General features: G+C 42.2%; 23 protein-coding genes, 2 tRNA genes and 1 pseudogene. 22 read left to right on the top strand and 4 right to left on the bottom strand.

The annotated features are described in order from the left end of the window. Positions 1-60 precede the first annotated feature (60 nt). The 17 genes and pseudogenes from rbfA to rlmM all read left to right on the top strand — a co-directional run bounded on the left by rbfA (position 61) and on the right by rlmM (position 16,042). Positions 61-459, top strand: a complete 399-nt coding sequence (gene rbfA, locus C2M30_RS11125) for a 30S ribosome-binding factor RbfA (protein WP_010559789.1) — start codon at positions 61-63, stop codon at positions 457-459. After that, the gene (truB, locus tag C2M30_RS11120) at positions 459-1,397 is read left to right on the top strand and encodes a tRNA pseudouridine(55) synthase TruB (protein WP_105171676.1); all 939 of its coding nucleotides are present in this window, start codon (positions 459-461) and stop codon (positions 1,395-1,397) included. Before rbfA ends, truB begins: the two co-directional genes overlap by 1 nt. Positions 1,398-1,526: 129 nt before the next feature. Next, a complete protein-coding gene (gene rpsO, locus C2M30_RS11115) occupies positions 1,527-1,793 on the top strand; it encodes a 30S ribosomal protein S15 (protein WP_010559791.1) in 267 nt (88 codons plus the stop codon). A gap of 107 nt (positions 1,794-1,900) precedes the next feature. After that, positions 1,901-2,002 (top strand): annotated as a pseudogene (locus C2M30_RS22130) (30S ribosomal protein S15); the annotation flags it as partial. Between the two features lie 325 nt (positions 2,003-2,327). Further along, positions 2,328-4,469 (top strand): polyribonucleotide nucleotidyltransferase, encoded by a 2,142-nt coding sequence (gene pnp, locus C2M30_RS11105; RefSeq protein WP_105171675.1) that lies wholly within the window; start codon positions 2,328-2,330, stop codon positions 4,467-4,469. A gap of 95 nt (positions 4,470-4,564) precedes the next feature. Next, positions 4,565-5,467: a lipoprotein NlpI gene (gene nlpI, locus C2M30_RS11100; protein ID WP_105171674.1), complete on the top strand. Its 903-nt coding sequence runs from the start codon at positions 4,565-4,567 to the stop codon at positions 5,465-5,467. After that, complete coding sequence (locus C2M30_RS11095) at positions 5,464-6,546, top strand: hypothetical protein (RefSeq protein WP_105171673.1); 1,083 nt, start codon at positions 5,464-5,466, stop codon at positions 6,544-6,546. Before nlpI ends, C2M30_RS11095 begins: the two co-directional genes overlap by 4 nt. 245 nt (positions 6,547-6,791) lie before the next feature. Continuing rightward, positions 6,792-9,584, top strand: coding sequence for a monovalent cation/H+ antiporter subunit A (locus C2M30_RS11090; protein WP_010559795.1), 2,793 nt, complete (start codon positions 6,792-6,794; stop codon positions 9,582-9,584). Then, on the top strand, positions 9,584-9,925 hold the full coding sequence (locus C2M30_RS11085) for a Na+/H+ antiporter subunit C (RefSeq protein ID WP_010559796.1): 342 nt from the start codon (positions 9,584-9,586) through the stop codon (positions 9,923-9,925). Before C2M30_RS11090 ends, C2M30_RS11085 begins: the two co-directional genes overlap by 1 nt. Positions 9,926-9,930: 5 nt before the next feature. After that, complete coding sequence (locus C2M30_RS11080; RefSeq protein WP_100913654.1) at positions 9,931-11,433, top strand: monovalent cation/H+ antiporter subunit D; 1,503 nt, start codon at positions 9,931-9,933, stop codon at positions 11,431-11,433. Between the two features lies 1 nt (position 11,434). Further along, complete coding sequence (locus tag C2M30_RS11075) at positions 11,435-11,971, top strand: Na+/H+ antiporter subunit E (RefSeq protein WP_105171672.1); 537 nt, start codon at positions 11,435-11,437, stop codon at positions 11,969-11,971. Then, positions 11,965-12,234: a K+/H+ antiporter subunit F gene (locus C2M30_RS11070; protein ID WP_010559799.1), complete on the top strand. Its 270-nt coding sequence runs from the start codon at positions 11,965-11,967 to the stop codon at positions 12,232-12,234. The genes C2M30_RS11075 and C2M30_RS11070 overlap by 7 nt, the downstream gene beginning before the upstream one ends. A gap of 2 nt (positions 12,235-12,236) precedes the next feature. Further along, positions 12,237-12,569 (top strand): Na+/H+ antiporter subunit G, encoded by a 333-nt coding sequence (locus C2M30_RS11065; protein WP_082428568.1) that lies wholly within the window; start codon positions 12,237-12,239, stop codon positions 12,567-12,569. Between the two features lie 482 nt (positions 12,570-13,051). Further along, positions 13,052-13,963, top strand: a complete 912-nt coding sequence (locus tag C2M30_RS11060; RefSeq protein ID WP_010559801.1) for a transcriptional regulator GcvA — start codon at positions 13,052-13,054, stop codon at positions 13,961-13,963. Then, complete coding sequence (locus C2M30_RS11055; RefSeq protein WP_105171671.1) at positions 13,956-14,570, top strand: alpha/beta family hydrolase; 615 nt, start codon at positions 13,956-13,958, stop codon at positions 14,568-14,570. Before C2M30_RS11060 ends, C2M30_RS11055 begins: the two co-directional genes overlap by 8 nt. Further along, positions 14,567-14,947, top strand: a complete 381-nt coding sequence (locus tag C2M30_RS11050) for a DUF423 domain-containing protein (protein WP_105171670.1) — start codon at positions 14,567-14,569, stop codon at positions 14,945-14,947. Before C2M30_RS11055 ends, C2M30_RS11050 begins: the two co-directional genes overlap by 4 nt. A 9-nt stretch (positions 14,948-14,956) precedes the next feature. Further along, positions 14,957-16,042: a 23S rRNA (cytidine(2498)-2'-O)-methyltransferase RlmM gene (gene rlmM, locus C2M30_RS11045; RefSeq protein WP_054980080.1), complete on the top strand. Its 1,086-nt coding sequence runs from the start codon at positions 14,957-14,959 to the stop codon at positions 16,040-16,042. Between the two features lie 63 nt (positions 16,043-16,105). On the opposite strand, the gene cysZ is transcribed toward rlmM, so the two are convergent. Continuing rightward, the gene (cysZ, locus tag C2M30_RS11040; RefSeq protein WP_105171669.1) at positions 16,106-16,834 is read right to left on the bottom strand and encodes a sulfate transporter CysZ; all 729 of its coding nucleotides are present in this window, start codon (positions 16,832-16,834) and stop codon (positions 16,106-16,108) included. A 166-nt stretch (positions 16,835-17,000) separates the two neighbouring features. Here cysZ and C2M30_RS11035 point away from each other — a divergent pair, with 166 nt between their 5' ends. The 5 genes from C2M30_RS11035 (at position 17,001) to C2M30_RS11015 (ending at position 24,186) form a co-directional block, all read left to right on the top strand. Beyond that, positions 17,001-20,423, top strand: coding sequence for an AAA family ATPase (locus C2M30_RS11035; RefSeq protein WP_105171668.1), 3,423 nt, complete (start codon positions 17,001-17,003; stop codon positions 20,421-20,423). A gap of 128 nt (positions 20,424-20,551) precedes the next feature. Then, on the top strand, positions 20,552-21,277 hold the full coding sequence (gene zipA, locus C2M30_RS11030) for a cell division protein ZipA (RefSeq protein WP_105171667.1): 726 nt from the start codon (positions 20,552-20,554) through the stop codon (positions 21,275-21,277). 69 nt (positions 21,278-21,346) lie between these two features. Continuing rightward, positions 21,347-23,359, top strand: a complete 2,013-nt coding sequence (gene ligA, locus C2M30_RS11025) for an NAD-dependent DNA ligase LigA (RefSeq protein WP_105171666.1) — start codon at positions 21,347-21,349, stop codon at positions 23,357-23,359. A gap of 3 nt (positions 23,360-23,362) precedes the next feature. Further along, on the top strand, positions 23,363-23,707 hold the full coding sequence (locus C2M30_RS11020) for a DUF3392 family protein (RefSeq protein ID WP_054980084.1): 345 nt from the start codon (positions 23,363-23,365) through the stop codon (positions 23,705-23,707). After that, the gene (locus tag C2M30_RS11015) at positions 23,704-24,186 is read left to right on the top strand and encodes a DUF2919 domain-containing protein (protein WP_105171665.1); all 483 of its coding nucleotides are present in this window, start codon (positions 23,704-23,706) and stop codon (positions 24,184-24,186) included. The genes C2M30_RS11020 and C2M30_RS11015 overlap by 4 nt, the downstream gene beginning before the upstream one ends. A 4-nt stretch (positions 24,187-24,190) precedes the next feature. Here the strand turns inward: C2M30_RS11015 and C2M30_RS11010 are convergent, their stop codons facing one another. From C2M30_RS11010 to C2M30_RS11000, 3 genes are all read right to left on the bottom strand, one after another. After that, entirely contained in the window at positions 24,191-25,810 is a 1,620-nt protein-coding gene (locus C2M30_RS11010; protein WP_105171664.1) for a response regulator, read from the bottom strand. Between the two features lie 127 nt (positions 25,811-25,937). Then, a tRNA-Val gene (locus C2M30_RS11005) sits at positions 25,938-26,013 on the bottom strand. A gap of 17 nt (positions 26,014-26,030) precedes the next feature. After that, positions 26,031-26,106: transfer RNA gene (locus C2M30_RS11000), tRNA-Val, on the bottom strand. Positions 26,107-26,115 lie beyond the last annotated feature (9 nt).

Raw genomic sequence — 26,115 nt, 5'->3', positions numbered from 1 at the left:
GCTTTATGCCCCCTTTATGCTATTTTCTCAAATAGTATTTAAGAGGAATAAGAAAAGTTTATGAGAGAATTTTCTCGTACAGATAGAGTGGGTCAACAGATCCAAAAAGAAGTGGCACTTATTTTACAACGTGAAATTAAAGATCCACGTCTTGGTATGATCACTGTGAGCGCAGTAGAAGTATCACGTGATTTATCGTACGCCAAAGTGTTTGTTACAACGCTTAATGATCACGACGAAGAAAAGTCAAAACTGATCATGAAAATTTTAGGCGAAGCACAGGGCTTTGTACGTTCATTACTTGGTAAACGTATTCGCGCACGTATTGTGCCTGAAATTAAGTTCGTAATGGATACTTCATTATTAGAAGGTATGCGCATTTCGAATTTAGTTGACCAAGTAATTCGAGACGACAACGAAAAGCGTGGCGATGAACCACAAGAAGGTCAAGAAGACTAATGGGGCGTAGGCAAAAAGGTCGTGCTATTGACGGCATTTTACTGTTAAACAAACCAACTGGTATCTCATCAAGTAAAGCACTGCAAATTGCCAAGGGCATTTACTTTGCGCAAAAAGCAGGGCATACCGGTGCACTTGATCCACTGGCAACAGGCATGTTGCCAATTTGTTTTGGTGAAGCGACTAAGTTTTCACAGTTTTTGTTAGACACTGATAAAACCTATGTGGTGCGTGCTAAGTTGGGCGAACGCACTGACACCTCAGATTCAGATGGCGAAATTGTTGAAACTAAGCCAGTTAATATCACAAAGCAGCAGTTAGTTGATGCGGTGAAATCATTTGAAGGCGAATCGGACCAATACCCATCGATGTACTCGGCGCTGAAATATGAAGGCAAACCTTTATATTACTACGCAAGACAAGGCATCGAGGTTCCGCGTAAATGCCGTAAAATCAACGTGTTTAGTTTAACCCTAGACGAAGTTGATTTTGACAATAACGAAATTCAAATGACTGCTCATGTAAGTAAAGGCACTTACATTCGCACTATTGTTGACGATTTAGGTGAAAAGCTAGGCTGTGGCGCACACGTTATTATGCTGCATCGCAGTGCAGTGGGTCATTATCCGGCTGAACAAATGATGACGCTTGACGAATTGCAGGCGATTCTTGATGACGCCAAAGCAAATGACATCACACCAAGCGAAAAGCTTGATCCATTGTTATTGCCAATGGATACCGCATTACATGGTATGACAGAAGTGATGGTAACCGATGGTCAGGCGAAAGCGTTTAGTCATGGTCAGGCGGCAACTATGCCAAACCTACCAGACGGTGAATTTAAAGTTATCCGTCAAAGCGATAACCGCTTTATGGGCATTGGTGAGCGCAATAGTGACGGCCAACTTAAATCTAAGCGTGGATTATCTAACGCTTAGCAATAAAGTATTTACTGCTACTTGTAGTAATTTTAAATGCTGGTAGAATACGCCAGCTTAAACGCTTTGGCTGAATTAGTGATCGGCTAAAGTAAATTCAATTAACTCACTAAATTTTGGAGTCTAACAATGCTAAGCATTCAAGAAAAAGCTGAAATCGTTGCTAAATTTGCACGCGCTGAAGGCGATACTGGTTCACCAGAAGTACAAGTTGCACTTTTAACTTTCGATATCAACAAGCTTCAAGGTCACTTCGCTGATCACAAGCACGATTTCCACTCACGTCGTGGTCTTCTTCGCAAAGTAAGTCAACGTCGTAACCTTCTTGACTACCTAAAGCGTAAAGACGTTGAGCGTTATTCAGCGCTAATCAAAGAGCTTGGCCTACGTCGCTAATCACTTTGATGCAAAAAAAGCAGCCTCGGCTGCTTTTTTTGTGTCTGAAATTCGGTGTTTATACGTTTTAAAAAAAAGCTTCGTTCAAAGAAGTAAGAGTAGTGCGTGTAAGTCAACGTACTTTCATAAACCCGCTTCTTGACACCCTAAAGCGTAAAGGCGCCCGGCGTTATTCAGCGCTAATCAAAGAGCTTGGCCTACGTCGCTAATCACTTTGATGCCAAAAAAGCAGCTTCGGCTGCTTTTTTTGTGTCTGAAATTTGACAATATATAAGATTAACGCCTTGCCATTTGGCATAAAAAAGCATGACATAGGCTGCTTTTTTACGCTGCGACACTACCATCTTTCGCGCTATGCAGTATACTAGCGCACAAGTGAAATGCTTGGTGCTAAACAACGCTAAATCATTCACTTAATAAACTGATGCCAATTGTAGTAGTTAATCGATTTTGCTCGCTTAATTTATCGTCAAATACGATTAACTACTGTAATTGGTGTTATTCAAATAGCTATACAAAATAAAGGATTTTTTAATGCAACCAATTATTAAAAAATTTCAGTTTGGTCAACATGAAGTGACCTTAGAGACGGGCGCAGTTGCTCGTCAGGCAGATGCAGCAGTTATCGCGAGCATCGGTGATACAGCAGTACTTGTATCAGTAGTAGGTAAGCGCGAAGCGGCACCTGGTCAAGATTTCTTTCCACTAACAGTTAACTACCAAGAGCGTATGTACGCTGCTGGTCGTATCCCTGGTGGTTTCCTTAAGCGTGAAGGTCGTCCAAGCGATGGCGAAACACTTACAGCACGTCTAATTGACCGTCCAATCCGTCCTCTTTTCCCAGACGGTTTCGTAAACGAAGTACAAGTAATTGCAACGGTTGTTTCAATTGACCCAGAAATCAAGCCTGACATCGTAACGTTAATTGGTACTTCGGCAGCGCTAGCTATTTCAGGTATTCCATTTAATGGTCCACTTGGTGCAGCGCGTGTTGGTTATATCAATGACCAGTACGTACTTAACCCATCAGCAACTGAGCTAGTTGAAAGTAAACTAGACCTAGTTGTTGCAGGTACTGAAAACGCAGTACTTATGGTTGAATCAGAAGCTGAAGTGCTTTCTGAAGACGTGATGCTTGGTGCGGTTGTATACGGCCACGAGCAATCACAAGCAGCGATTAAAGCAATCAATGAATTCCAAGCTGAAGCGGGTAAGCCAGCATGGGATTGGATTGCACCAGAAAAGAACGTAACACTTGCTGACAAGATTGCAGCGATTGCAGAAGAGAAAGTAGGCGCAGCTTACTTAATCACTGACAAAGTAGCACGTAAAGAAGCAATTTCTGCTGCAAAAGCAGAAGTTGTTGAAAAACTAACTGCAGAGCTAGCAGAAGACGAATCACTAGACGAGCAAGAAGTAGGTAAACTATTCGGTTCTCTAGAGAAGAAAATCGTACGTGGCCGCATCATTGCTGGCGAAAAGCGTATCGACGGTCGTGAACCAGACATGGTTCGTGCGTTAGACGTAATGACAGGCGTATTACCGCGTACTCACGGTTCAGCTATCTTCACTCGTGGTGAAACGCAAGCACTTGTAACTGCAACACTTGGTACAGAACGTGATGCACAGATGATCGACGACCTAACAGGTACTAAGACTGATCGTTTCATGCTTCACTATAACTTCCCTCCATACTGTGTTGGTGAAACTGGTTTTGTAGGTTCACCTAAGCGTCGTGAAATCGGTCACGGTAACCTAGCGAAGCGTGGTATTGCTGCAGTAATGCCAAGCCTTGAAGAATTCCCGTACTCAATTCGTGTGGTTTCTGAAATCACTGAATCAAATGGTTCATCGTCAATGGCATCAGTATGTGGTACTTCACTTGCGCTTATGAATGCAGGTGTACCAACTAAAGCATCTGTTGCTGGTATCGCGATGGGTCTAGTAAAAGAAGGCGACGACTTTGTTGTTCTTTCTGACATCTTAGGTGATGAAGATCACTTAGGTGATATGGACTTTAAAGTTGCTGGTTCATCAGAAGGTGTAACTGCACTACAAATGGATATCAAGATTGAAGGTATCAACAAAGAAATCATGCAAATCGCGCTTAACCAAGCAAAAGCGGCTCGTATGCACATTCTTTCAGTAATGGACCAAGCAATCGACAAGCCAAGCGAAGAGCTTTCTGAGTTTGCACCGCGTATCTACGTTGTTAACATTCCACCTAAGAAAATTGCTGATGTTATCGGTAAAGGTGGCGCAACAATCCGTGCACTTACTGAAGAAACGGGTACAACAATCGAAATTGAAGATGACGGTACAGTTAAAATTGCTGCAACTAATGGCGAAAGCGCACGCGCTGCAATTGCACGTGTTGAGCAATTAACTGCTGAATTAGAAGTAGGTACTATCTACTCTGGTAAAGTTGTTCGTATCGTAGACTTCGGTGCATTTGTTAACGTACTACCAGGTAAAGATGGCCTAGTTCACATTTCACAAATCAGTGAAGAGCGTGTAAACAACGTAGCTGATCACCTAAAAGTAGGCGACGAAGTACAAGTTAAAGTACTTGAAGTTGACCGCCAAGGCCGTGTACGTCTAAGCATCAAAGAAGCGCTTAAGAAAGACGACGCACCAGCTGAAGCAAATGCTGAAGAAAAAGCATCAGAAGAATAAGTCGATTAAATAAGACTTAGCGATAAAAAAGGGGCTGAATAGCCCCTTTTTTTATGCTCTAATAGCAGAGCAGTTAATTTTAAGGATAGATTTTAGTGAATAAATTGAAACGGCTTCTTGCAACTTTAGCGATAGGCGCGAGCCTAGTCGGCTGTCAGGCGACAAATGATGTTGAACAGGGCGACCACCCGGTTGTTAATGTGCCTTTTGCGGGTCCATTACAACACGACTTCCGTAAAGAGTTGGAAATTGCACGTATTAATCAAGCGCTAAATAGCCCTGAAATTACCACCGAGCAACGTGCCGCACTACACCATAAACGCGGTGCACTATACGATAGCGTTGGTTTATCAACACTCGCTCGCCTTGATTTTAACTATGCGTTAAAGCTAAAGCCTGATTTTGCTGAAGTGTATAATTTTACAGGAATTTACTACACCTTAGCGATGCAGTATGAACAAGCCTATGAAAGCTTTGATGCGGTAATCGAGCTATTACCAGAACATCAGTATGCTTATTTAAATCGTGGTATTGCACTTTATTACGGATCGCGTCCTGATTTAGCAGAGCGCGACTTAAAAAAATTCTTAAATGCTGACGATAGCGATTCATATCGTGCTGTATGGGTTTACTTAGCAACGCGTGAAGTAAATGCAACGCGCGCACTAACCGAGTTACAGCAACATGCTGAAAAACTCGATAAATCACGTTGGTCGTATCAGCTTGTACAATACTTTTTAGGTGAGCTAAGCGAACGCGATTTATTACTTAATGTGCAAAAAGACTTAACCAGCCACCGTGAGTACTTAGAGCGTTTATGTGAAGCGTATTTCTACCTGGCAAAAGATGCCGTAGCCGATAATAAGCCGCTTAAAGCAGAAGATTATTTTAATTTGGCAATGGCAACTAACGTGTATGAATTTGTTGAATATAAATATGCTCGCTTAGAGCTACGTTTACTATACAGTGACGAGCAAACACCTGACGAAATACAGTGAAGTGGTTAACTGTCCTCTTTTTAAGTAGCTTTCTTACTTCAAGTTACTGCTATAACGAAAAACGCCTGCTACAGGCGTTTTCTGCTTTTCCAAACCCGTATTATGCAACCTTGGCAGAGCGCGCAATATTGCCAAATGTGCAAACTTATCACCATTCAATCGCCCATTTACGTGTCTATGCCAATAATCAAAACGCCGATGCGATGGCGCTGCTTGCCAATGAGTTTTCAAATAACCAACATTTGTACCAATCCACGTTAATCAGCGCGGCAAAGCAGGGCTCACTGATTGCAAGAAAACAGTTAGCTGCCCATTATGAAGAAGTAGAGCAGTGGCAAGCGCTGCATGACTTTCCTTGGCCGCTAACACACAAACAACAGACTCGCGTTGCAATGGCACTTGGTTTACCGCTTGCGGCAACAGCGCATCAATTAGTGCCGATTTATAAAAACGAGCAATGCACGCAAAGGATAATGCTAGCGGTAACTGATTTAAAGGCTTACAACCAAGTCACTCAGCTAAAACAGCGTTTTGAAAAAGCGTTTTCGCTGCCCGTGTGTTTAAGTCAGCCTGTTTATTTTGATCGTTCTAAATTACGATGTAGTGGTGCAACTGGTAGGCGCATACGCTGCGAAATACTTGATAAAAAAGCGTTTTCACAGCTTTCGCACGATAAAATCGCATTTTTTAGCGAAACGGGTATTGCTAACGCGTCGGGTAATTATGTTTTTATGCGTTCTCAACAATCAGAGCGTGTATTACTGCATGAACTAATGCACTTGTACGGTTTTATTGATGAGTATCCACTTAAAAAACAACTGGCAAAGCGACTGTGCAATGTGACAAAACCAACTCGCATCGCTAAAAACTTAATTGTTGTGCCAAAGAAAAAAGAAGTTACCCGCACGCTGAAGGTTGACGGGCACACTTGGTATTTAACCAACACCTGTAATCAGGCAGAGGGGTGGGCGTACAAGCCGGTTAAATCAACCTCAAATCTAGAGCTGCTTGATCTGCCACTGCCAGATTTATATGAAACTTGGCTAAAACAGGCTATGAGCGAATTTAACAGCTTGTAGTTAAAAGATTTACATCCTTTTTCAATAGTCTTTATTTAGTATTTACACTATATTTATTAAAACTGCGAAATGGCTTGTTTTGTGTTCAATTACATACGCTTAATCTAGACATGACAGGCGCTTTTAACGTATAAATATAAAAATGTATGCATAGCGCAATCACGCGCGGCTACGCAACTTACTTGCTAGCATAACTCACGCTTTAACCTTGTTGTAAAAATAGGGAAAAGCCAAAGGATAAAACTATGTCATTAATGTGGATACCTGTGTTATCCCTATTAGGCAGCTTATTTGCAGCGACGACGAATAAACTTTCGCGTACCTACGCTGCATTATCAATTGCAATATTTCCGGTTGTAGCGCTTGCCATTGTTCTTTATCACACATCAGCTGTGCTTGATGGCAATGTGCTAAGAGAAAGTGTGCAATGGATCCCGCTGCTTGGAATTAATCTCAGTTTTCGACTTGATGGATTAGCGCTTCTTTTCTGCCTAATGATTTTAGGCATTGGTTTGCTAATTATTTTGTATGCGCGCTACTACCTCAGTAGTAAAGACAATATGGCGCGCTTCTATACTTTTTTAATGCTGTTTATGACAGCAATGCTTGGCATTGTGTTGTCTAACAACGTCATTCAAATGTGGGTGTTCTGGGAGCTTACCAGTATTAGCTCATTTTTATTAATCAGCTATTGGTGGCATACATCCGAAGCGCGTCAAGGCGCGCGCATGGCACTTACCATTACCGGCGGCGGTGGTTTAGCCTTGCTTGCAGGTCTGATTTTAGTCGGTAATATTGTTGGTAGTTACAATCTTGATGATATTTTAAATAACGGCCACATAATTAAAGAACACGCGCTTTATCCTGTTACATTAATCTTGATTCTTCTAGGTGCCTTTACCAAGTCGGCTCAGTTCCCATTCCACTTTTGGTTGCCACATGCGATGGCCGCGCCGACTCCGGTAAGTGCGTATTTACACTCGGCGACTATGGTAAAAGCAGGTATCTTTTTACTTGCGCGTTTTTATCCAGCGCTATCAGGTACCGAGCTGTGGTTTGCTATTGTCACCTTGACCGGTTTGGCAACCTTAATTGTCGGTGCTTACGTTGCGTTATTTAAACATGACTTAAAAGGTTTATTGGCGTATTCAACGATTTCGCACTTAGGTTTAATTACCTTATTACTCGGTTTAGATACCGAAATGGCAGCAGTTGCTGCGATTTTTCATATTATTAACCATGCAACTTTTAAAGCGTCATTGTTTATGGCAACCGGTATTATCGATCATGAAACCGGCTCTCGCGATATGCGTAAGCTAAATGGCTTATGGAAGTATTTACCGTATACCGCAACGCTCGCTATGGTTGCAGCCGCGTCAATGGCGGGTGTGCCGTTGCTAAATGGTTTCTTATCAAAAGAGATGTTCTTTGCTGAAACGCTGCATCAACACGTACTTGGCTCAATGTCTTGGCTTATTCCGGTACTCGCAACCTTAGCAGGTGCATTCTCGGTGGCGTATTCAATGCGCTTTATTCACGATGTATTTTTTAATGGTGAGCCGGTTGGTATTAGCAAAGAAATTCATGAGCCGCCACGCTATATGCGCGTGCCGGTAGAAGTGCTTGTGGCACTGTGTATTATCGTTGGTATGTTCCCGAATTTTGTTGTTGATTCGCTTCTGGCGAGTGCATCGCTAGCGGTGATTGGCGATGGTAGTTTGCCACAATACAGCTTAGCAATTTGGCATGGTTTGAATTTACCACTGCTTATGAGTTTCCTTGCCGTAACCATTGGTTTATTAATTTACTGGCAGCGCAAGTATTTATTCCAATTTAACGCGTCATTACCGGATGTGGACCCTAAATCGGCATTTTTAAATGCGCTAGATAGCATTGCGACAGTGTCTGAAAAAATAATGTACCGCATGGAAACGGGTTCACTACAACGTTACATTGCTTGGTTGTTGGTGACCGTTTTGGTGTTTGCAGGTATTCCACTGTTTGACATGTTGGAACTGGCAGGTGACCAAACGCCGCAACCAATCGATCCGCATAATGTGATTGGCGCAGGCTTACTTATTGTTGGTGCAGTTGCCACTGTAATTTGCCACCGTTCACGTATGACATCGTTATTAATGATTTCGATTGTAGGTTTAATGGTATCGGTAGCGTTTACGCGTTTTTCTGCACCTGATTTAGCACTGACGCAGTTAACAGTAGAAGTAGTGACAATTGTATTGCTGATGTTGGCGCTGTTTTTCTTGCCACATCGCACACCAAAAGAGTCAACGTCGCTGCGTCTTGTTCGTGATGTGGGTATCGCATCGGCGGTAGGTGTAATTATTGGTTCTATCTGTTATGCAATTATGACTCGTCCGCTTAATTCAATTTCACAGTTCTTCGTTGAAAACGCGAAAACCGGTGGCGGTGGTACTAACGTTGTAAACGTGATTCTGGTTGATTTCCGTGGTTTTGATACCTTAGGCGAAATTACCGTATTAGGTATTGCGGCGTTGGGTATCTACAAATTGTTACTTAACTTACCGCTCTTTATGCCAGCAAGTGATGGCGAAGGGCGTCCGTGGGCAATTGAGCGTTACCCAATGCTACTTGCCAGCATTTCTCAAGCATTATTGCCATTAGCACTTATGGTAAGTGTGTATATTTTCTTACGCGGTCATAACTTACCTGGTGGTGGTTTTATTGCCGGCTTGATTACCGCGATAGCGATGATTTTACAATACATTGCACGTGGTTCTGATTGGATCTATGAGCGATTGGATATTAATTACCGTAAGATAATTGCATTCGGTATTGCGATTGCTTTTGTAACGGGTATTGGTAGCTGGTTCTTCGACAGACCATTCCTGACGTCTTGGTTCGAATACTTTGATATTCCGTTTATCGGCAAAATTGAACTAGCAAGTGCGATTGCATTTGATTTAGGTGTTTATTTAACGGTAGTAGGTGCAACCTTAATGATTCTAGCAAGCCTAGGTAAACTCACATTAGCTAGCCAACCGAAGGAGGCAAAATAATGGAAGTACTCTATGCAACATGCGTTGGGGTGTTATTTGCCTGCGGTGTATTTTTAATTTTACGTGGCAGAACCTTTCCAGTGGTGTTAGGGCTTACTATGATGTCGTACGGAGTTAACCTGTTTCTTTTTGCATCAGGTCGAATTCACAGTAACAAGGCTGCAGTATTAGGTGAATCAGCACAATACGCTGATCCGCTGCCACAAGCGCTGGTACTAACGGCCATTGTGATTGGCTTTGCGATGACGGCATTTGTAGTGATTCTTGCCATACGTGCACGCGCAGATTTAGGGCATGACCATGTACATGCGCGTTTCCCGAAGATTAAAGGCAAGGAGTAGTATACGTGCCACATTTTGTATCTTTGCCCGTTTTAGTGCCGATGCTGGCTGGTATTTTATTATTACTACCACCATCGGGGAAAAACTTACAAGCGCGACGCATTGTTTCAAGCATCATGGCATTGCTTACTCTTGTAGTAAGCGGCTATATGCTAAACAATGCGCTGTCTGGTGAAATATTTGTTTATGCTATCGGTAATTGGCAGGCACCTTTTGGCATTGTGTTAGTAGCCGACGTAATGTCATCGCTGTTAGTGACACTGACATCGTTTCTTGCGCTGATTTGTGTACTTTATTCACTGTGTGGTGATGATGAAGCCGGTAGCTTCTTCCACCCACTATTACATTTCTTATTGTTAGGTGTGAACGGTGCATTTTTAACGGGCGACTTATTTAACCTCTTCGTATTCTTTGAAGTCTTACTGATTTCATCGTATGCATTATTGATGCACAGCTCTGATAAACACAAAACGCAATCTGCGTTGCATTACGTGGTTTTAAACTTGGTAGGCTCAAGTGTGTTCTTGGTTGCACTCGGTATTTTATACGGCGTGTTAGGTACCTTGAATATTGCAGACATGGCGGCAAAAGCGGCGCAGTTATCGGGCGATGATCGAGCACTATTAAATATCGGTGGCATGCTGTTACTTATCGTGTTTGCACTTAAAGCAGCAGTGATCCCATTGCAATTTTGGCTGCCGGCAACTTATGCATCGGCACTGCCAGTGGTCGCCGCGTTATTTGCGATTATGACCAAAGTTGGTATTTACGCGATTATCCGTGTTTACCCAACAATTTTTGTTGACCCAAATGATGCAAGCACCCATATCGCACAAGTGTGGTTATGGCCTGCAGCAATTATCACATTAGTTATCGGTATTTTGGGCGTACTTGCTAGTAAAGACCTTCGTATGATTGTGGCAAATCTTGTTATTGTATCGATAGGTACCTTAATCGCTGCTGTGGCATTTAATACGCCAGGCGCAATTGCGGCAGCACTGTATTATTTAGTGCATTCAACATTGGTGACAGCGGGCTTATTTTTACTAGCTGATGTGATTGGTAAACAGCGTGGCAAAGTAGGTGTACGTCTTGTACCAGCCAAACCAATTGGGCAACCTATTTTATTGGGTACCAGCTTTATTGTGTTTGTGCTTGCTGTGGTTGGTATGCCTCCGTTCTCAGGATTTATTGGCAAAGTTTGGCTATTACAAGAAGCCCTCAACGTTGATAAAGCAGCTTGGTTCTGGGCAGTTTATTTGGTGGTGTCTTTACTCGTATTGGTAACGCTTACACGCGCAGGTTCGCAGCTATTTTGGCGTCATAACGGGCAAGAGCCGTCAGAGACAAAGGCAACGAGTTGTCAGTTAGTGGGCGTAATCAGCTTACTGCTTTGTTCGCCGCTATTAAGTATTTTCGCAGGACCGATCAGCGAAATTACCACGCTTGCTGCAACACAAGTATTCGATACCCTTGGCTTGCAACAAGCTGTATTAGGAGGCAAGTAAGATGCGTTTTGAAGCTCGCTTTAGTCTTTTTCCAACACCATTTCGAAGCATTTTATTGTTTTTCGTCTGGTTACTGCTAAATAACAGCTATTCGCTCGGGCATATCGTGTTAGGAGCCATTCTAGCTACGGTGATCCCACTTGCAACGCTACGCTTTCGTGAGCCTCAGCCGCTGATTATGCGAAAGTGGCTTGCGTTTAAGCACTTTTTATTGGTGTTATACGATATTGTTACCGCCAATGTGCAAGTAGCGTTTCTGATTTTAGGGCCAATTAAAAAATTGCGTCCGGCGTTTGTAAAAGTACCGCTTGATTTAACTCATGAAATGCCAATCACCATATTAGCGAGCACAGTTTCCTTAACACCGGGTACTGTGAGCGCAGAGGTGTATCCGTTTCCTGAGTCGTTAGACGAGGGTGAAGAAGTGACGCAGCGCTATTTGCTTATTCATGTTCTTGACTTAGATAACGAAGCAGAACTAATTGCGACGATTAAAAGCCGTTATGAAGCACCGCTTAAGGAGATTTTTCAATGTTAAGCACCGTTATACTAATTGTATCGGCAATGATTGGCGTATCACTGTTACTTAATTTATGGCGCCTAATTCTCGGGCCATCTGTGCCAGATCGCATCTTAGCGCTTGATACCATGTATATAAACAGTATTGCGCTTATTGTATTGTACGGAATTAAAGTGGCGTCAGAGCTTTATTTTGAAGCAGCATTGTTGATTGCCATGCTCGGTTTTGTCAGTACGGTGGCAATTTGTAAGTTTCTTTTACGCGGCGATATTATAGAGTAATTATTATGGCAGAGATTATTGTTTCACTACTGTTATTATTAGGCGGCGTGTTTATTCTAATCGGTTCAATTGGTATGAATCGTATGCCGGACTTCTTTATGCGTTTACATGGTCCAACTAAGGCAACTACGTTGGGCATGGCGGGTGTGCTGATTGCTTCTATTGTTTATTTTAGTGCAATCGTTAATGAGCCAAGCGCGAAAGAAATTTTGATATCGATCTTTTTACTGATCACGGCACCAATCAGTGGCTATATGCTAATTAAAACGGCAATTCACCACAGATTAAAAGCTCACAAAGGCACTAAAGGTGTAGAAAACATCGAAGAAGATTAGCGGGTTATGCTCTTTGTTGTCCTTTTTGGTTTAGCCAACTAGGGCTAAAAGCGACGCCGCGATCAAAACGCTTTGGATTTGAACAGAATTTAAACTATAAAGGTCAACACGCTCTAATATCTTTGCATAAAAGGCATTAAAAAAGACGCACTATGCGTCTTTTTTATTGGGCAGATTAAACGTGAATAACTCACGTTTTAATTGTTTGAGTTTCAGCAGCAGGTTATTTGCAGTGTAACGCTTATTTTATGCTGCTAAAAATCACTAAGTTTGCCTAAATTAAACAAACTCAATTTATGCATCTGGGTTGCATAAATATCTAAGTTCTAAAATGCTACTTAAATGATTAAGGGGGAAAACTATAATTTGGTTGGCAGTTTTTCCTCTCGGAGTAAATAATAACCAAGTTGTTTGCCTTTTAAAAACGATGATTTATAATGCGTTCAGATAAAAAAAACTAATGAATACGTCATCAGGTTGTCATGTCGAGAAGATTGCCCCCGCTAAACTCACTCAAAGCGTTTGAAGCAGCCGCCCGTAATTTAAGCTTTACCAAAGCCGCAGACGAGCTGTTTGTTACACAAGCCGCTGTAAGTCATCAAATTAAAACCTTAGAAGAACACCTAGGCTTAAAATTATTTTTAAGGCGAAATCGCTCACTGTTACTAACAGAAGAAGGGCAGGCGTACTTTCTCGATATTAAAGAAATATTCACCCAATTGGTTGATGCAACAGAAAAGTTATTAGCGCGTGGCGCAAAAGGTTCGGTAGCAGTAAGCTTAACCCCGAGTTTTGCGATTCAATGGTTGGTGCCACGGTTGCAAGCGTTTAACGAGTTGCACCCGGAGATTGATATTCGTATTAAAGCGCAAGATTTAGATGAAAATTCGTTAACCGATGACGTTGATGTGGCGATTTATTATGGTCGCGGTCATTGGAGTGGCGTACAAAGTCACAAACTTCATACCGAATACTTAGTGCCCTTATGCAGCCCGTTATTGTTAAACGGGCCCAAGCCGCTGGCAGAGCCAAACGACTTACAACACCATACATTGCTGCATGATATGACACGTAAACCTTGGAAAAGTTGGTTCAAAACGTTGGGCGTTGCTAATTCGCGGGTAAATCAGGGGCCTATTTTTAGTCACTCTTCAATGGTATTGCAAGCCGCGGTACACGGGCAAGGTATAGCACTGGTAAACAGTGTTTTAGCCAAGCCAGAAATCGATTCTGGGCGATTAATAGTGCCATTTAGCCATCACTTAGAAAGTAAAAATGCCTTTTATTTAGTGCTGAGAGAATCGCAGTCTGAATTAGGTAAAATCGTGGCATTTAAAGAGTGGATGCTCAGCATGGTAGAAAAAGAACAGATTGAGGCAGGTTTTAATGATTAATTGGGTAAATGCAGATAAACCCATTGCGCAATTAATTTTGGCGCACGGTGCTGGTGCAGGCATGGATTCAGAGTTTATGGTCACCATGGCCAACAATTTAGCGAAATTAGGCGTCACAGTTGGCTTATTTGATTTTGAGTATATGCAGCAAGCTAAATTAGAGGGCAAAAAACGTCCGCCGCAACGTGCACCAAAACTATTAGCCTATTTTGAAAGCATACTTGCAGAGGTTGATGCTAACTTACCTTTATTTATTGGCGGTAAGTCAATGGGCGGACGAATGGCATCAATGTTGGCGTGTGAACAAAGCGTCAAGGGCGTTGTTGCTTTTGGTTACCCATTTCATCCACCTGGCAAGCCAGAAAAGCTTCGAATCGAACATTTTCCTGATCTCAACGCGCCACTTGCAATAATTCAAGGTGAGCGTGATACCTTTGGTAAAAAAGATGAGGTAGAAAGTTATCCAGTATGCGATAATGTGCACACTTTTTGGATCCCTGATGGGGATCATTCATTAGTACCACGAAAAGCGAGTGGTTTAACCCAACTGCAAAATTGGCAAACAGCAGCCGAAATTGCATCTCAGTTTATCGCAAAACAACTATGAACAGGTTTAGCTTAGCAGCAGGTGGCATTTTTTGTGCCCTCGCCGTGATGTTAGGTGCGTTTGCAGCACATGGATTAAAATCAATAATCAGCCCAGCAATGATAGCGGTGTTTCAAACCGGTGTTGATTATCATTTTATTCACGCTTTAGCATTAATCTTGTTTGGATTACTGGGAAACAGCGGGTACAAATTAAAGTGGGCCAGTATTTTTGCCATTGTAGGCATTGTGTTTTTTAGTGGCAGTCTATACTTGTTGGCAACAACGGGTATAAAGATTTTTGGCCCAATAACGCCACTTGGTGGCGTGTGTTTTATTGTGAGTTGGTTACTGTTTACCGTTTCGGTTATTAACCATAAACCAGCTCAAGTTAAGTAAGTGAGAAAAATGTCTGCGATTGTAATTTATTGTCGTCCGGGTTTTGAAAACGATTGTGCCGCCGAAATAAGCCACCATGCGGCACTGCGTGAAATTGGTGGATTTGTAAAAGCAAAAGATAACAGCGGTTATATCACCTTTAACTGCTATGACCCGTTAGAAGCCGAAGTCGTTGTGCGTAAGTTGCCATTTAAAGAAATGGTTTTTGCACGTCAATGGTTCGTTGGTCAACTGGTTGATAAAATGCCGATTGAAGACCGCGTTTCAGCTATTAGCGAGGCGGTTAGCGAGTTTCCATTGTGTGGTGAGCTACGGGTAGAAACACCAGACACCAATGACGGTAAAGAGCTGCAAAAATTTTGTAAAAAGCTATCCGTACCACTACGTAAATCGTTAGTGGCGCAAGAAACCTTACTTGCTAATGAAGTGAAAAACCGTCCTGTTTTACACGTAATGTTTTTATCAAATAGCGCTGCATACGTTGGTTTTTCTTACAGCTACAACAATTCACCATTTTATATGGGTATTCCGCGTCTGCGTATGCCAAAAGATGCGCCAAGCCGCTCAACGCTGAAACTTGATGAAGCGTTTCATGTTTTTGTACCAAAAGACGAACATGAGTCACGTTTGCAACCGGGTATGCGTGGTGTTGATTTAGGTGCGTGCCCAGGTGGCTGGACGTATCAGTTAGTGCGCCGTGGCATGATGGTACAAGCAATTGATAACGGCCCTATGGCCGAGTCATTAATGGAAACAGGCCAAGTTAAACATAAGCGTGAAGATGGCTTTAAATTCCGTCCGGATAAGCGCAATATTGATTGGCTAGTATGCGATATGGTTGAAAAACCAATTAAGGTCGCTAATTTAATGATTGATTGGGCGGTAAACGGCTTTGTAAAAGAGCAAATCTTTAACTTAAAACTGCCAATGAAAAAACGTTTTGACGCGGTTTATCAGTGTTTAAACTTAATTCACGAAGAGCTGACTAAGTACAACATCAAGTATGAACTGCAAGCAAAGCAGCTCTACCATGACCGTGAAGAAATCACAGTACATATTCAAATCTTAAAAGTACCGCAAAACGTTTATAGTTAATCGCTACCGGTACTTAAATCAAAAAAGGCTGCAATTGCAGCCTTTTTTAGTGAGCGCTATATACTAAGCGCGGTAATTGATGCGATAGTTTTCAACAAACAAACGCGTTGCTCCACATACGGCTACCGGCATTACAATTAAGTTAACGATTGGCACCATACTAAAAATCAATACAGCACTGCCAAAACCGTAACTTAAGCCCTGTTTTTGCTTTAAGTGCTGACGCGCTTCAGAAAACGGTATTTTGTGATTATCAAACGGGTAATCAATGTATTGTACGGCAAACATCCACGCGCTAAATAAAAACCACATCACTTGACCAAACACCGGAATAAACAGCAGTAAAATTAAAAACAGCAAAGCTTTTGGTAAGTAGTACATCAGTTTTGCCAATTCACGGCCAAGCATACGTGGTACGTCTTTAAGTAAATCAGCTAACCCATCGTCGTTAACGCGTTGCCCTGTTAAATACAGCTCGACCTTTTCACTTAATAAGCCGTTAAATGGTGCAGCGATAAAGTTAGTGATAACCGTAAACACCATGGAGTAGATAAACAACACCAGCAACAATGCAATAGGCCATATTATAAATTCCAACCAAGATAGAAAGTCAGGCAGGTAGCCATTGACGTAGTTAACGCCTTGTTCAATCCAACCAATAATAAAAAACAACGAGCTACCAAATAGCACCAAGTTAATTAGTAATGGGATCAGTACAAAGCGTTTTAACCCTTTTTGGCTGATTAAACTAAAGCCCGATAAAAAGTATTCGAACCCTTTTCCTAATTGCATGGAAAACTCCAATAAAACAACAACTCACCTTAGCGATTATAATAAGCTGTAGATTCCCTTTAAACCAGATTTTGTTGTTAAGCGTTACAAGTTGTTTCAATTAGGGTAAATCTGATAAAGTTGGCCATTAATTTTCTTACTATTTAGACAATCAAATAAGAATAAAATGCGTCTAGCCTCAATTAAGCTCGCGGGTTTCAAATCGTTTGTAGAGCCAAGTAAAATTCCATTTCCCGATCAAATGACCTGTGTTGTTGGTCCAAATGGCTGTGGTAAATCAAACGTCATCGATGCTGTGCGCTGGGTACTAGGTGAAAGCTCGGCTAAAAACCTGCGCGGCGATGCCATGACAGACGTCATTTTTAATGGCTCAACAGAGCGCAAACCAGTTTCACAAGCGTCGGTTGAATTATTATTTGATAATACTGAAGGACGTTTACCGGGCACACTTGCGTCACGTAATCAAATAGCGATTAAACGCTTAGTTACCCGTGAAGGCGTATCACAATACTATTTAAATGGTGAAAAATGCCGTAAGCGTGATATCACGGATATTTTTCTGGGTACCGGACTTGGCCCACGCAGTTATGCGATTATCGAACAGGGCATGATCTCGCGTTTAATTGAAAGTAAGCCACAGGATTTACGGATTTTCCTAGAGGAAGCGGCTGGCGTTTCAAAATACAAAGAAAGACGACGCGAAACACAAACGCGCTTAAACAGCACGCGCGACAATCTAGAGCGTTTGCTTGATTTACGCACCGAACTTGAAAATCAACTCAATGTGCTAACAGAGCAGGCAGAAAAAGCGCGCACTTACACCACGGCTAAAGCCAAAGAACGTACCTTAAAAGCGCAAATATGCGTGCTTAAATGGCAAGCACTGCAACAAAAACTACTCGAAAGCGAAGAAAAACTGGCGCAAATTAATGAGCAAATCGCATTTCTTAGCGAAGCGCACAGCGGTCATGATGATGTGATTTCGGCATTAAAATTGGCAATCGAACAAGCTAATGACATGGTGAATGATGCGCAGCACCAAGAATATCAGTTGCGCAACAAGTTGGCGCGTGACGAACAAGATAAAGTGCATAAGCAAAGCCAAAAAACTCAGCTCAGCCAACGCATTGCGCAGTTACAAACACAGTATCAGCAAATCCAGCAAGAGCAGCAGCAAACAAAGCAACAGTTTGATGACATTAGCGAACAAGTTGCGTTTTCAAACGAAGCGCTTGAAAGTACCGCAGAACAGTTAGAAATCAGCTTACACAAATACGAAGAACAAAAAGTACAGCAAGAAACCAGTTATAGCGCTTATCAAGCATCCTTGTTGGAAAACCAAACGATTATAAAAGAGCAAACTGAGCAGCAAAAAGCACTGTCTGCATTAAATGTTAAATACGCGCAACTGTCAGAGCAACAAAGCGCTTGCCAGCAGCGCCAAAGCCAACTGAAATCAGAGCGTGAAACACTTGAGCAGCAACTGGAAGCTATTGATTTAACACAAGCAAAAACCCTCGTACAACAAGCCGAAGCTGAATGTGAAAGCGCAAATATTCAGCTCCAACAAGCGCAAGATGTGCTTGCTCAAAAACATACAGCAGCGAGGAAAAGCGAGCAAACCTGTAATGATTTAGCGGCAAAACAAGCGGCGCTTTTAACGGTTGTAGGTGAAAACACACAGAGCCAGTCAGGCTCACCAACACTTGTCTCTAAGCTTAGTGTCGATAAATCTTGGCAAGTGGCAGTTGAAGCAAGTTTGTTTAATTTAAGCCATGCGCATGTTAGCGCGCAGTTCGATAATGAATGTAAAACACCCAGTATTTGGCCGCAAACACACCATTGCGCAAATGGGTCATTGGCTGAGAAAATCACGACAGGGCCCATCCCACAATACTTTAATGCGATTGCTGCTGTTGAAAATATCGATACGTTAGAAGATGATTTTTGGTCAGGGCCATTTTTATTTGCGGTGGATCAGCGCGGCGATTTACGCGGCGCTAACTGGTGTATTCCCTGTGAGTTTGATAGTGAAAGTTCACACATCGTAAAACACCAGTTATTAAAAGACATAGAGAAAGCGATACCCGCGGCACAAAGCGAACTCGAAAGTGCGCAAAAAGCGCTTACTGCAGAGCAAAAAAAGGTTGATGAGTTGCGTGTTGTTTCAACACAAAAGCAACACGCGTTATCATCATTAATGCAATTGCTCACACAAAAACAAGCAGAACATAATTTTGCTAGCGAACGTTTAGCGGCTATTGCGAAGCAATGTGACGAAACACAAAATGAGCTAGCGGCACTGGTTACTCAACTTGACGCTGTAGGCAACGAACAAGCGCCGTTGACTGCGCAATTAACTAAAGCCGAAACACGCCTCAGTGATTTAAAACAGCAGCAAGAATCCTTGGAAGCGGATTATCATAATGCCAAACTGGTTACTAGGCAGCTTCAAAATGCCTATGAAAATGAGAAAAATCAGCACCATAAACAACAATTACATTTAGAGAGTGTAAAAAACCAAGCAGCATTATGTGAGTCCAAATTAGGCCAGTTTTCATCACGCTTTAGTGAGCTTAACGAGCAACTTGAAGAAGCAAAGTTTACACTTGAAGACATTCAACTGCCGCTGGTTGAACTTGACGAGGCGATTGCAGAACAGCACCTTATGCTTGAGGCGCTTATCGAGCAAAAATCGCAAAAGCAGCGCAATCTAGATGATGCAAAAGAGAAATTAAAGCAAGCCGAATCGGGCATTGGTACTGAGCAGCAAAAGCTCGATAACCTGAAACAACAAAGACAAAATATTATACTTGAACAACAAGGGTTTCAGCTAAAATCGGAAGCGGCACTGTCACCGCTTGCAGAATTAAACACACAGTTAAAAGACGTGATTGCAACGCTTCCTGAAGATGCCAAACTTAATAGTTTACAAAGCCAATTGAACAAAGTCTCGAGCGATATTGCTGGATTAGGTGCAATTAACCTAGCGGCGATAGAAGAGTTTGATAAAGCATTTGAGCGTAAAAATTACCTTGACCAACAATACGATGATTTAATCAGCGCGCTTGATACATTAGAAACGGCAATCGTTAAAATAGACCGAGAAACCAAACAGCGCTTTAAAGCGACATTTGACCAAGTGAACAATGGCTTGCAGAACTTATTTCCAAAAGTATTTGGGGGTGGTTCAGCGTATTTAGAGCTGACATCAGACGATTTACTTGAAACGGGGGTGGCAATCATGGCGCGTCCTCCAGGTAAGAAAAATGCGACGATTCATTTACTCAGTGGTGGTGAAAAAGCACTGACGGCGTTGTCGTTGGTTTTTTCAATTTTCCAACTAAACCCAGCACCATTTTGTATGTTAGATGAGGTAGATGCGCCGCTCGATGATGCCAACGTTGGGCGTTTTTGTCGTTTAGTGGAAGAAATGTCACAAGACGTGCAATTTGTGTATATTAGTCACAATAAAATCGCTATGGAAATGGCCGCGCGCTTAACCGGTGTCACCATGGCTGAGCCAGGTGTGTCTCGCGTGGTTGCGGTGGATATTGAAAAAGCGTTAGAAATGTCAGAATCCGCTTAGCTTTCGGTATAAATTATCAGCAACTAGTCTTATCTGTGCACTTTGCATAAGATAAGCGGTTGAAATTAAGTGCCGCTTGCTTAATAATTTTGTAAATCGGAAAAAAATATAAATTTAAGGGTACTTGAATGAGTGACGAACTAAGGTGGGTGTTAATTATTGGTGGTGCGTTAGTAATTGGCGGCGTACTGCTTCATGGCCTTTGGTCAATCCGTAAAAATGACAGCCGCACACTTGTTCAAGAACCAAGTGCCGCTCCAGACAAAAAAGAAGCAGCACCCGAAAGCGAAAAAGCATCTGTGGTTGAACCACAAATGAGCGCAAAGCTAAATGTGAATGATGAACCAGAACTAGGCGATTTATCGATTAGCATTGATGACGATGAGCCAAGCACACAAGTCAGTGACGAGCCAGAACAAGCGCCTGAAGGTAAGGCAGCAGTTCAAGACTACATCATCATTCATATTCAAACCGAAGAAGGTTTGCCGATGCAAGGCTCTTCGCTACTGCCGTTATTACTTACATTAGGTTTTAAGTATTCAGAGGATGGCTTCTTTAATCGTCATGAAGATGCATCAGGCCAGGGCCCAGTGCTATTTCGTTTAGCAAATATGTTTAACCCAGGCACGTTCGATATTGATAATATGGAACAACTTCAAACTGAAGGCGTAAGCTTGTTTATGACACTGCCTTGTGCAGGTGACAGTTTACCGTCGTTTAATATGCTTCACAGCGCGGCTAAGAAAATTGCCGATGAGTTTAGCGCGACAATTCTCGACCATAACCGCGAAGAGCTGGATGTTGCCACTGTTAGGCAATATGTTGAAAAAATCAGAGAATTTGACGAATTGTAACGTCACAACCAGATTTAAACAAAAGCCACCCTTGCGGTGGCTTTTTTAACGAATATAGAGGAAGTCTCCGTGAGCGCGGCTGAACAAATAAACCAACTTAAAGCACAAATTGAAAATTACAATTATCAATACTATGTGCTAGATAATCCGACGGTACCGGACGCTGAGTATGACCGTTTAATGCGTGAGCTGATTGCGTTAGAAGAGGCAAATCCAGCGCTTAAATCAGCAGATTCGCCAAGTCAGAAAGTCGGCGGTATGGCGCTTGCTGCATTTGAAAAAGTAAACCACGAAGTACCGATGTTGTCGCTTGATAATGCGTTTGATGAAAGTGAGTTTTACGCATTTGATAAACGTATGAAAGACAGATTAAAAGATGCTAGTGATTTAGCGTTTTGTTGTGAGCCAAAGCTCGACGGCTTAGCCGTGTCTATCTTGTATGAAAACGGTGTATTAGTGCGCGCTGCAACACGCGGTGATGGTCAAGTAGGTGAGAACATTACCGAAAATGTAAAAACCATTCGCAACGTGCCGCTACGTTTGCGTGGTGAGTCAATTCCAGCACGTTTAGAAGTACGCGGAGAAGTGTTTATTGACGATAAAGGGTTTGCCAAACTTAACCAAACGCAACAAGAAAAAGGGGATAAAACCTTTGCTAACCCGCGTAATGCGGCTGCAGGTAGTTTACGTCAATTAGACCCTAAAATTACCGCATCTCGCCCACTGATGCTTTATGCCTACAGCACGGGCGTAGTTGAAGGGTTTGAGCTGGCAGCAACCCATTATGAGCAATTAATGCAGCTAAAAGAGTGGGGCTTACCAGTATGCCCTGAGATTCGCACTGCAGATAATGCCAAAGACGCCTTTGCCTATTATTCAGATATTCTTGCTCGTCGTGCCGCGTTAGGCTATGAAATTGACGGCGTAGTAATCAAAGTTAACGATAAAGCGATTCAGCAAACTTTAGGTTTTGTCGCCCGGGCGCCGCGTTGGGCAATAGCTTGTAAGTTTCCTGCACAGGAAGAATTAACCACCTTATTAGATGTTGAGTTTCAAGTAGGCCGCACCGGCGCAATTACGCCGGTTGCACGCTTGGAGCCAGTTTATGTTGGCGGTGTAACAGTATCTAACGCCACCTTACATAATGCCGATGAAATTGAACGCCTAGGCGTACACATTGGTGATACTGTGATTATTCGCCGCGCAGGAGATGTGATCCCGCAAGTCGCAAGTGTCGTGCTTGATCGTCGCCCAGAAAATAGTAAAGAAATTGTATTTCCGATAGCGTGTCCTGTGTGTGAATCGCACGTTGAACGTATTGATGGTGAAGCGGTTGCCCGTTGTAGCGGTGGCTTGGTGTGTGAAGCGCAGCGCAAAGAGGCGATTAAGCACTTTGCTTCACGTAAAGCGCTTGATGTAGATGGGTTAGGTGATAAAGTAGTGGAGCAGTTAGTTGATCGTAAACTGATCCAAACACCAGCTGACTTATTTAGTTTAAGCCAAGGCCATATTGAGTCGCTTGAGCGTATGGGGCCAAAGTCGGCCGAGAATTTAGTTGCGGCACTTGGAAAAGCCAAACAAACTACACTTGCTAAGTTTTTATATTCACTGGGTATTCGTGAAGTAGGTGAGGCGACAGCGCAAAACTTAGCGAATCATTACAAAACCCTTGAAGCATTACAAAACGCCTCAATAGAGGGCTTACAAGACGTTTCAGACGTAGGTGAGATTGTTGCTAAGCACGTTTATTACTTCTTTAAAGAAGAACATAACCAAGAGGTGATTGACGCATTAATCGATGCTGGCTTGCACTGGCCAGATATCGCTGAAAAGTCAAAAGATGAAATGCCGTTGGATGGTTTAACTTATGTGTTAACAGGTACACTTAATCAAATGGGGCGCAGCGAAGCAAAAGCTAAACTTCAAGCACTCGGTGCAAAAGTGTCGGGCAGTGTTTCCGCTAAAACACACGCGTTAGTCGCTGGTGAAAAAGCAGGTTCTAAGCTCACTAAAGCACAAGATTTAGGCATTGAGGTCTTAACTGAAGACGATATGTTAGCGTTATTTGCAAAGTACGAGTAATCCATGTCTGAATTCGTGAATATGCTCAGTTCCTTCAATAGCCAAGTTGCGACTTGGCTTGCACCGTACTTGAGTCAAATAGTATTGATAGCGCTTATTTGTTTAACGTCGGTGTATGGCGCGAGTCTAAATAAAGCGGTAAAGCGATTAATCGGTCAGCAAAATTTTGTTGCGCGTACGTTTGTATTCATTTTAGTAACGGGTGTTGGGATCGGTAGTTTAATTGTATTTGTTAGCCCTTATTTGGTAAGCATGATTAAACAAATTGATCGCAGTTATTTACCGTTAACCGTATTGCTGTTGTTTGTAGTGCTAGGTGTGTTAGCTGATAGGAAAAATCAAGTATGACACGCTTTGGCCCAGAATATTGGGACAAAAACGGTTACTTTAGAGCACCAATCGGTTTTGTGCTAGTATTAGTGCTGCTTTTAAGGCCGTATATTTTATGGCTCTTTGCAGCAGCATCACGACGTGAAGATTTAAACCTAATGGCGATTTTCTACCCGCAAAAACAACAATTTTTTGTTGCACTTGCTATCGCTGGGCTTAGCATCATCGTCACCTTTTGCTATTTGTTTAGGCGCCCCAATGCTATGCAGTGGCCTAAATACATTTGGTGTTATGCGCGCTGGTTATTGCTTGCTAATGTTGTGATGGATTTAAGCTGGTCACTACTACAAGCAAAAAGCCAATATTACAGCTTCTCAATAGGTTTAGCAGTACAACTGGTGTTACTCAGTTGGGCAGGGCTTTATTTGCTTAAAAGTCGTTATTTAAGCGTTTATTTTAACGAGTGGCCTGAGCCGGAAACAAAAGAGAGAGATTAGCAATTTATAAAACCGATTGAATCATCGGTTTTAATTTATCGAGCCTAGCCTGTTGCTCCGCGTCGAGTTTGGCGTTATTTATAGTGTCCATGCAGCGAGAAATCATAGCTTTATTGAGACTTTGGCTGCCAGGGTGTTTCGTATCTAACATCACCTGTAACAAGTTTAATGCGATGTTGGCGTTTTTTGGCATAATGCGAAACGCTTGGGTAAAGTAATTAAGCGCTTCTTCGTATTTGCCTTTTTCGTAGCTATGCACCGCATTATTGTTTAATTCTTTTGGTGAGTGGCGAATTTCATCACGTTCTTGTTGCTCTTGTTTTAGATAGGCGTTCAGAGGTGCGTTATCGCTTTGGTATTTGCCACAATGCTCGGTTAACTTGGCAAACAATTGATTCGCTTTGTGGTGCATACCTAACTCATGAAACGCTTTGGCTTTATCGAGAGTATCATCTACTGAGCGGATGATAGGCTGGTCTTCAAGTTGTTCAACGAGCGCAATGGCTTTTGAGCGTTCATCTTTTAAATAGTGAATACGCGCATTGATTACATCAATTTGTTCTTGTGCTTTGCTGTCGGGGAACTGTTTGCGTAATTCAGATAAACACTCGTTACTTTGTCGGGTGAGGCGATTTACGATATCGGCTTGGTCGAGCGTGAGGGCGTAATCAATACCTGCGCGGGCCAAGTTAAGGTATATGTCCGGCTTATCGTGCATTGAGTGCTTAGCGTATTTCACAAGCTCTTTATTAACGCGGAAATGCTTTTCATGATCGTGATTGTATTTACTTAAAATAATCAGATCTTCTTGGCGTTCAATATTGCGCGGCGCTAGCTTAGAGGCCAGCGACAAATAATGTTGCGCCTGTTGATAGTTTTCTAAAAACAGTTCTAACTTACCCAGTAAATGATACCCCACTAAGCGGGTTTCAGGTTTGGTTAGCATAACCTCTAAGATATTTTTAGCTTGGGTAAATTCACTGTTTTGAATGTAGGCTTCAACTAAACCAACACGTGCCCACGTAAATTTTTGAATATTCAGCACAGATTTAAAGAAGTCGATGGCTTCTGCAGTGCGTTTTAAACGCAGTAATAGTTCACCACGCAACTTTAAAAGAATAGGGGATAGGTGATTTTTACTGCTGTCTGCCAGCATTTCATTAACATAGCGTAACGCTTTTGAGTCATTGCCAACATCAATAAAATCGTAAATTTGCGCCAATGCTTGTTTGCGCTTTAGTAGCTTAATAATGCGCTCACCAAATACTTTCAATGAAAAAGGCTTTGCTAAAAAGTCATCTGGTTGAAGTTCAATCACACTGTGTACTAGGCTAGTGTCGGTTTCTGCACTAATAAAAATAAAGCCACAAATGTTTTTAATTAAACGCTTGGTTTTTAGTTCTTCATATAGTTGGTAGCCGTCTTTGAGTTTACCAAGGTTAAATGAGCATAAAACCAAATTAAAGGTATGCTCTTGGCAAAGACCCAACGCCATTTTTGCATTTTCAGCGATTGAAATATCACTAAAGCCTAAGCTTTCAAGCGATTGTTTCATATAGCTTAATGCCAATGGTTGATCGTCTATAAGTAAGATACTGGATTCGTATAAGCGTTTATTTTTCATCGCATTTCTATCTGCGCGGTCATAGTTAAACTATATAAAACAGTGGCAATAGTAGCAATAAATTAACGTTGAAATAGTGAATTAGTTTTGATTTTAAAAGGATTTTTAATACGAGGTAGGTTCAATATGGTGGGTCGTACTGGACTTGAACCAGTGACCCTCGCCTTGTAAGGGCGATGCTCTCCCAACTGAGCTAACGACCCATATTGATATTCTATAATGGTGGGTCGTACTGGACTTGAACCAGTGACCCTCGCCTTGTAAGGGCGATGCTCTCCCAACTGAGCTAACGACCCATTATAGAT

This window comes from Pseudoalteromonas sp. T1lg24, from assembly GCF_002964745.1.
GTDB classification, from domain to species: Bacteria; Pseudomonadota; Gammaproteobacteria; order Enterobacterales; family Alteromonadaceae; genus Pseudoalteromonas; species Pseudoalteromonas spongiae.
Note: the sequence above shows the minus strand (reverse complement) of the source record. Positions and strands in the feature narration are given on the sequence as shown.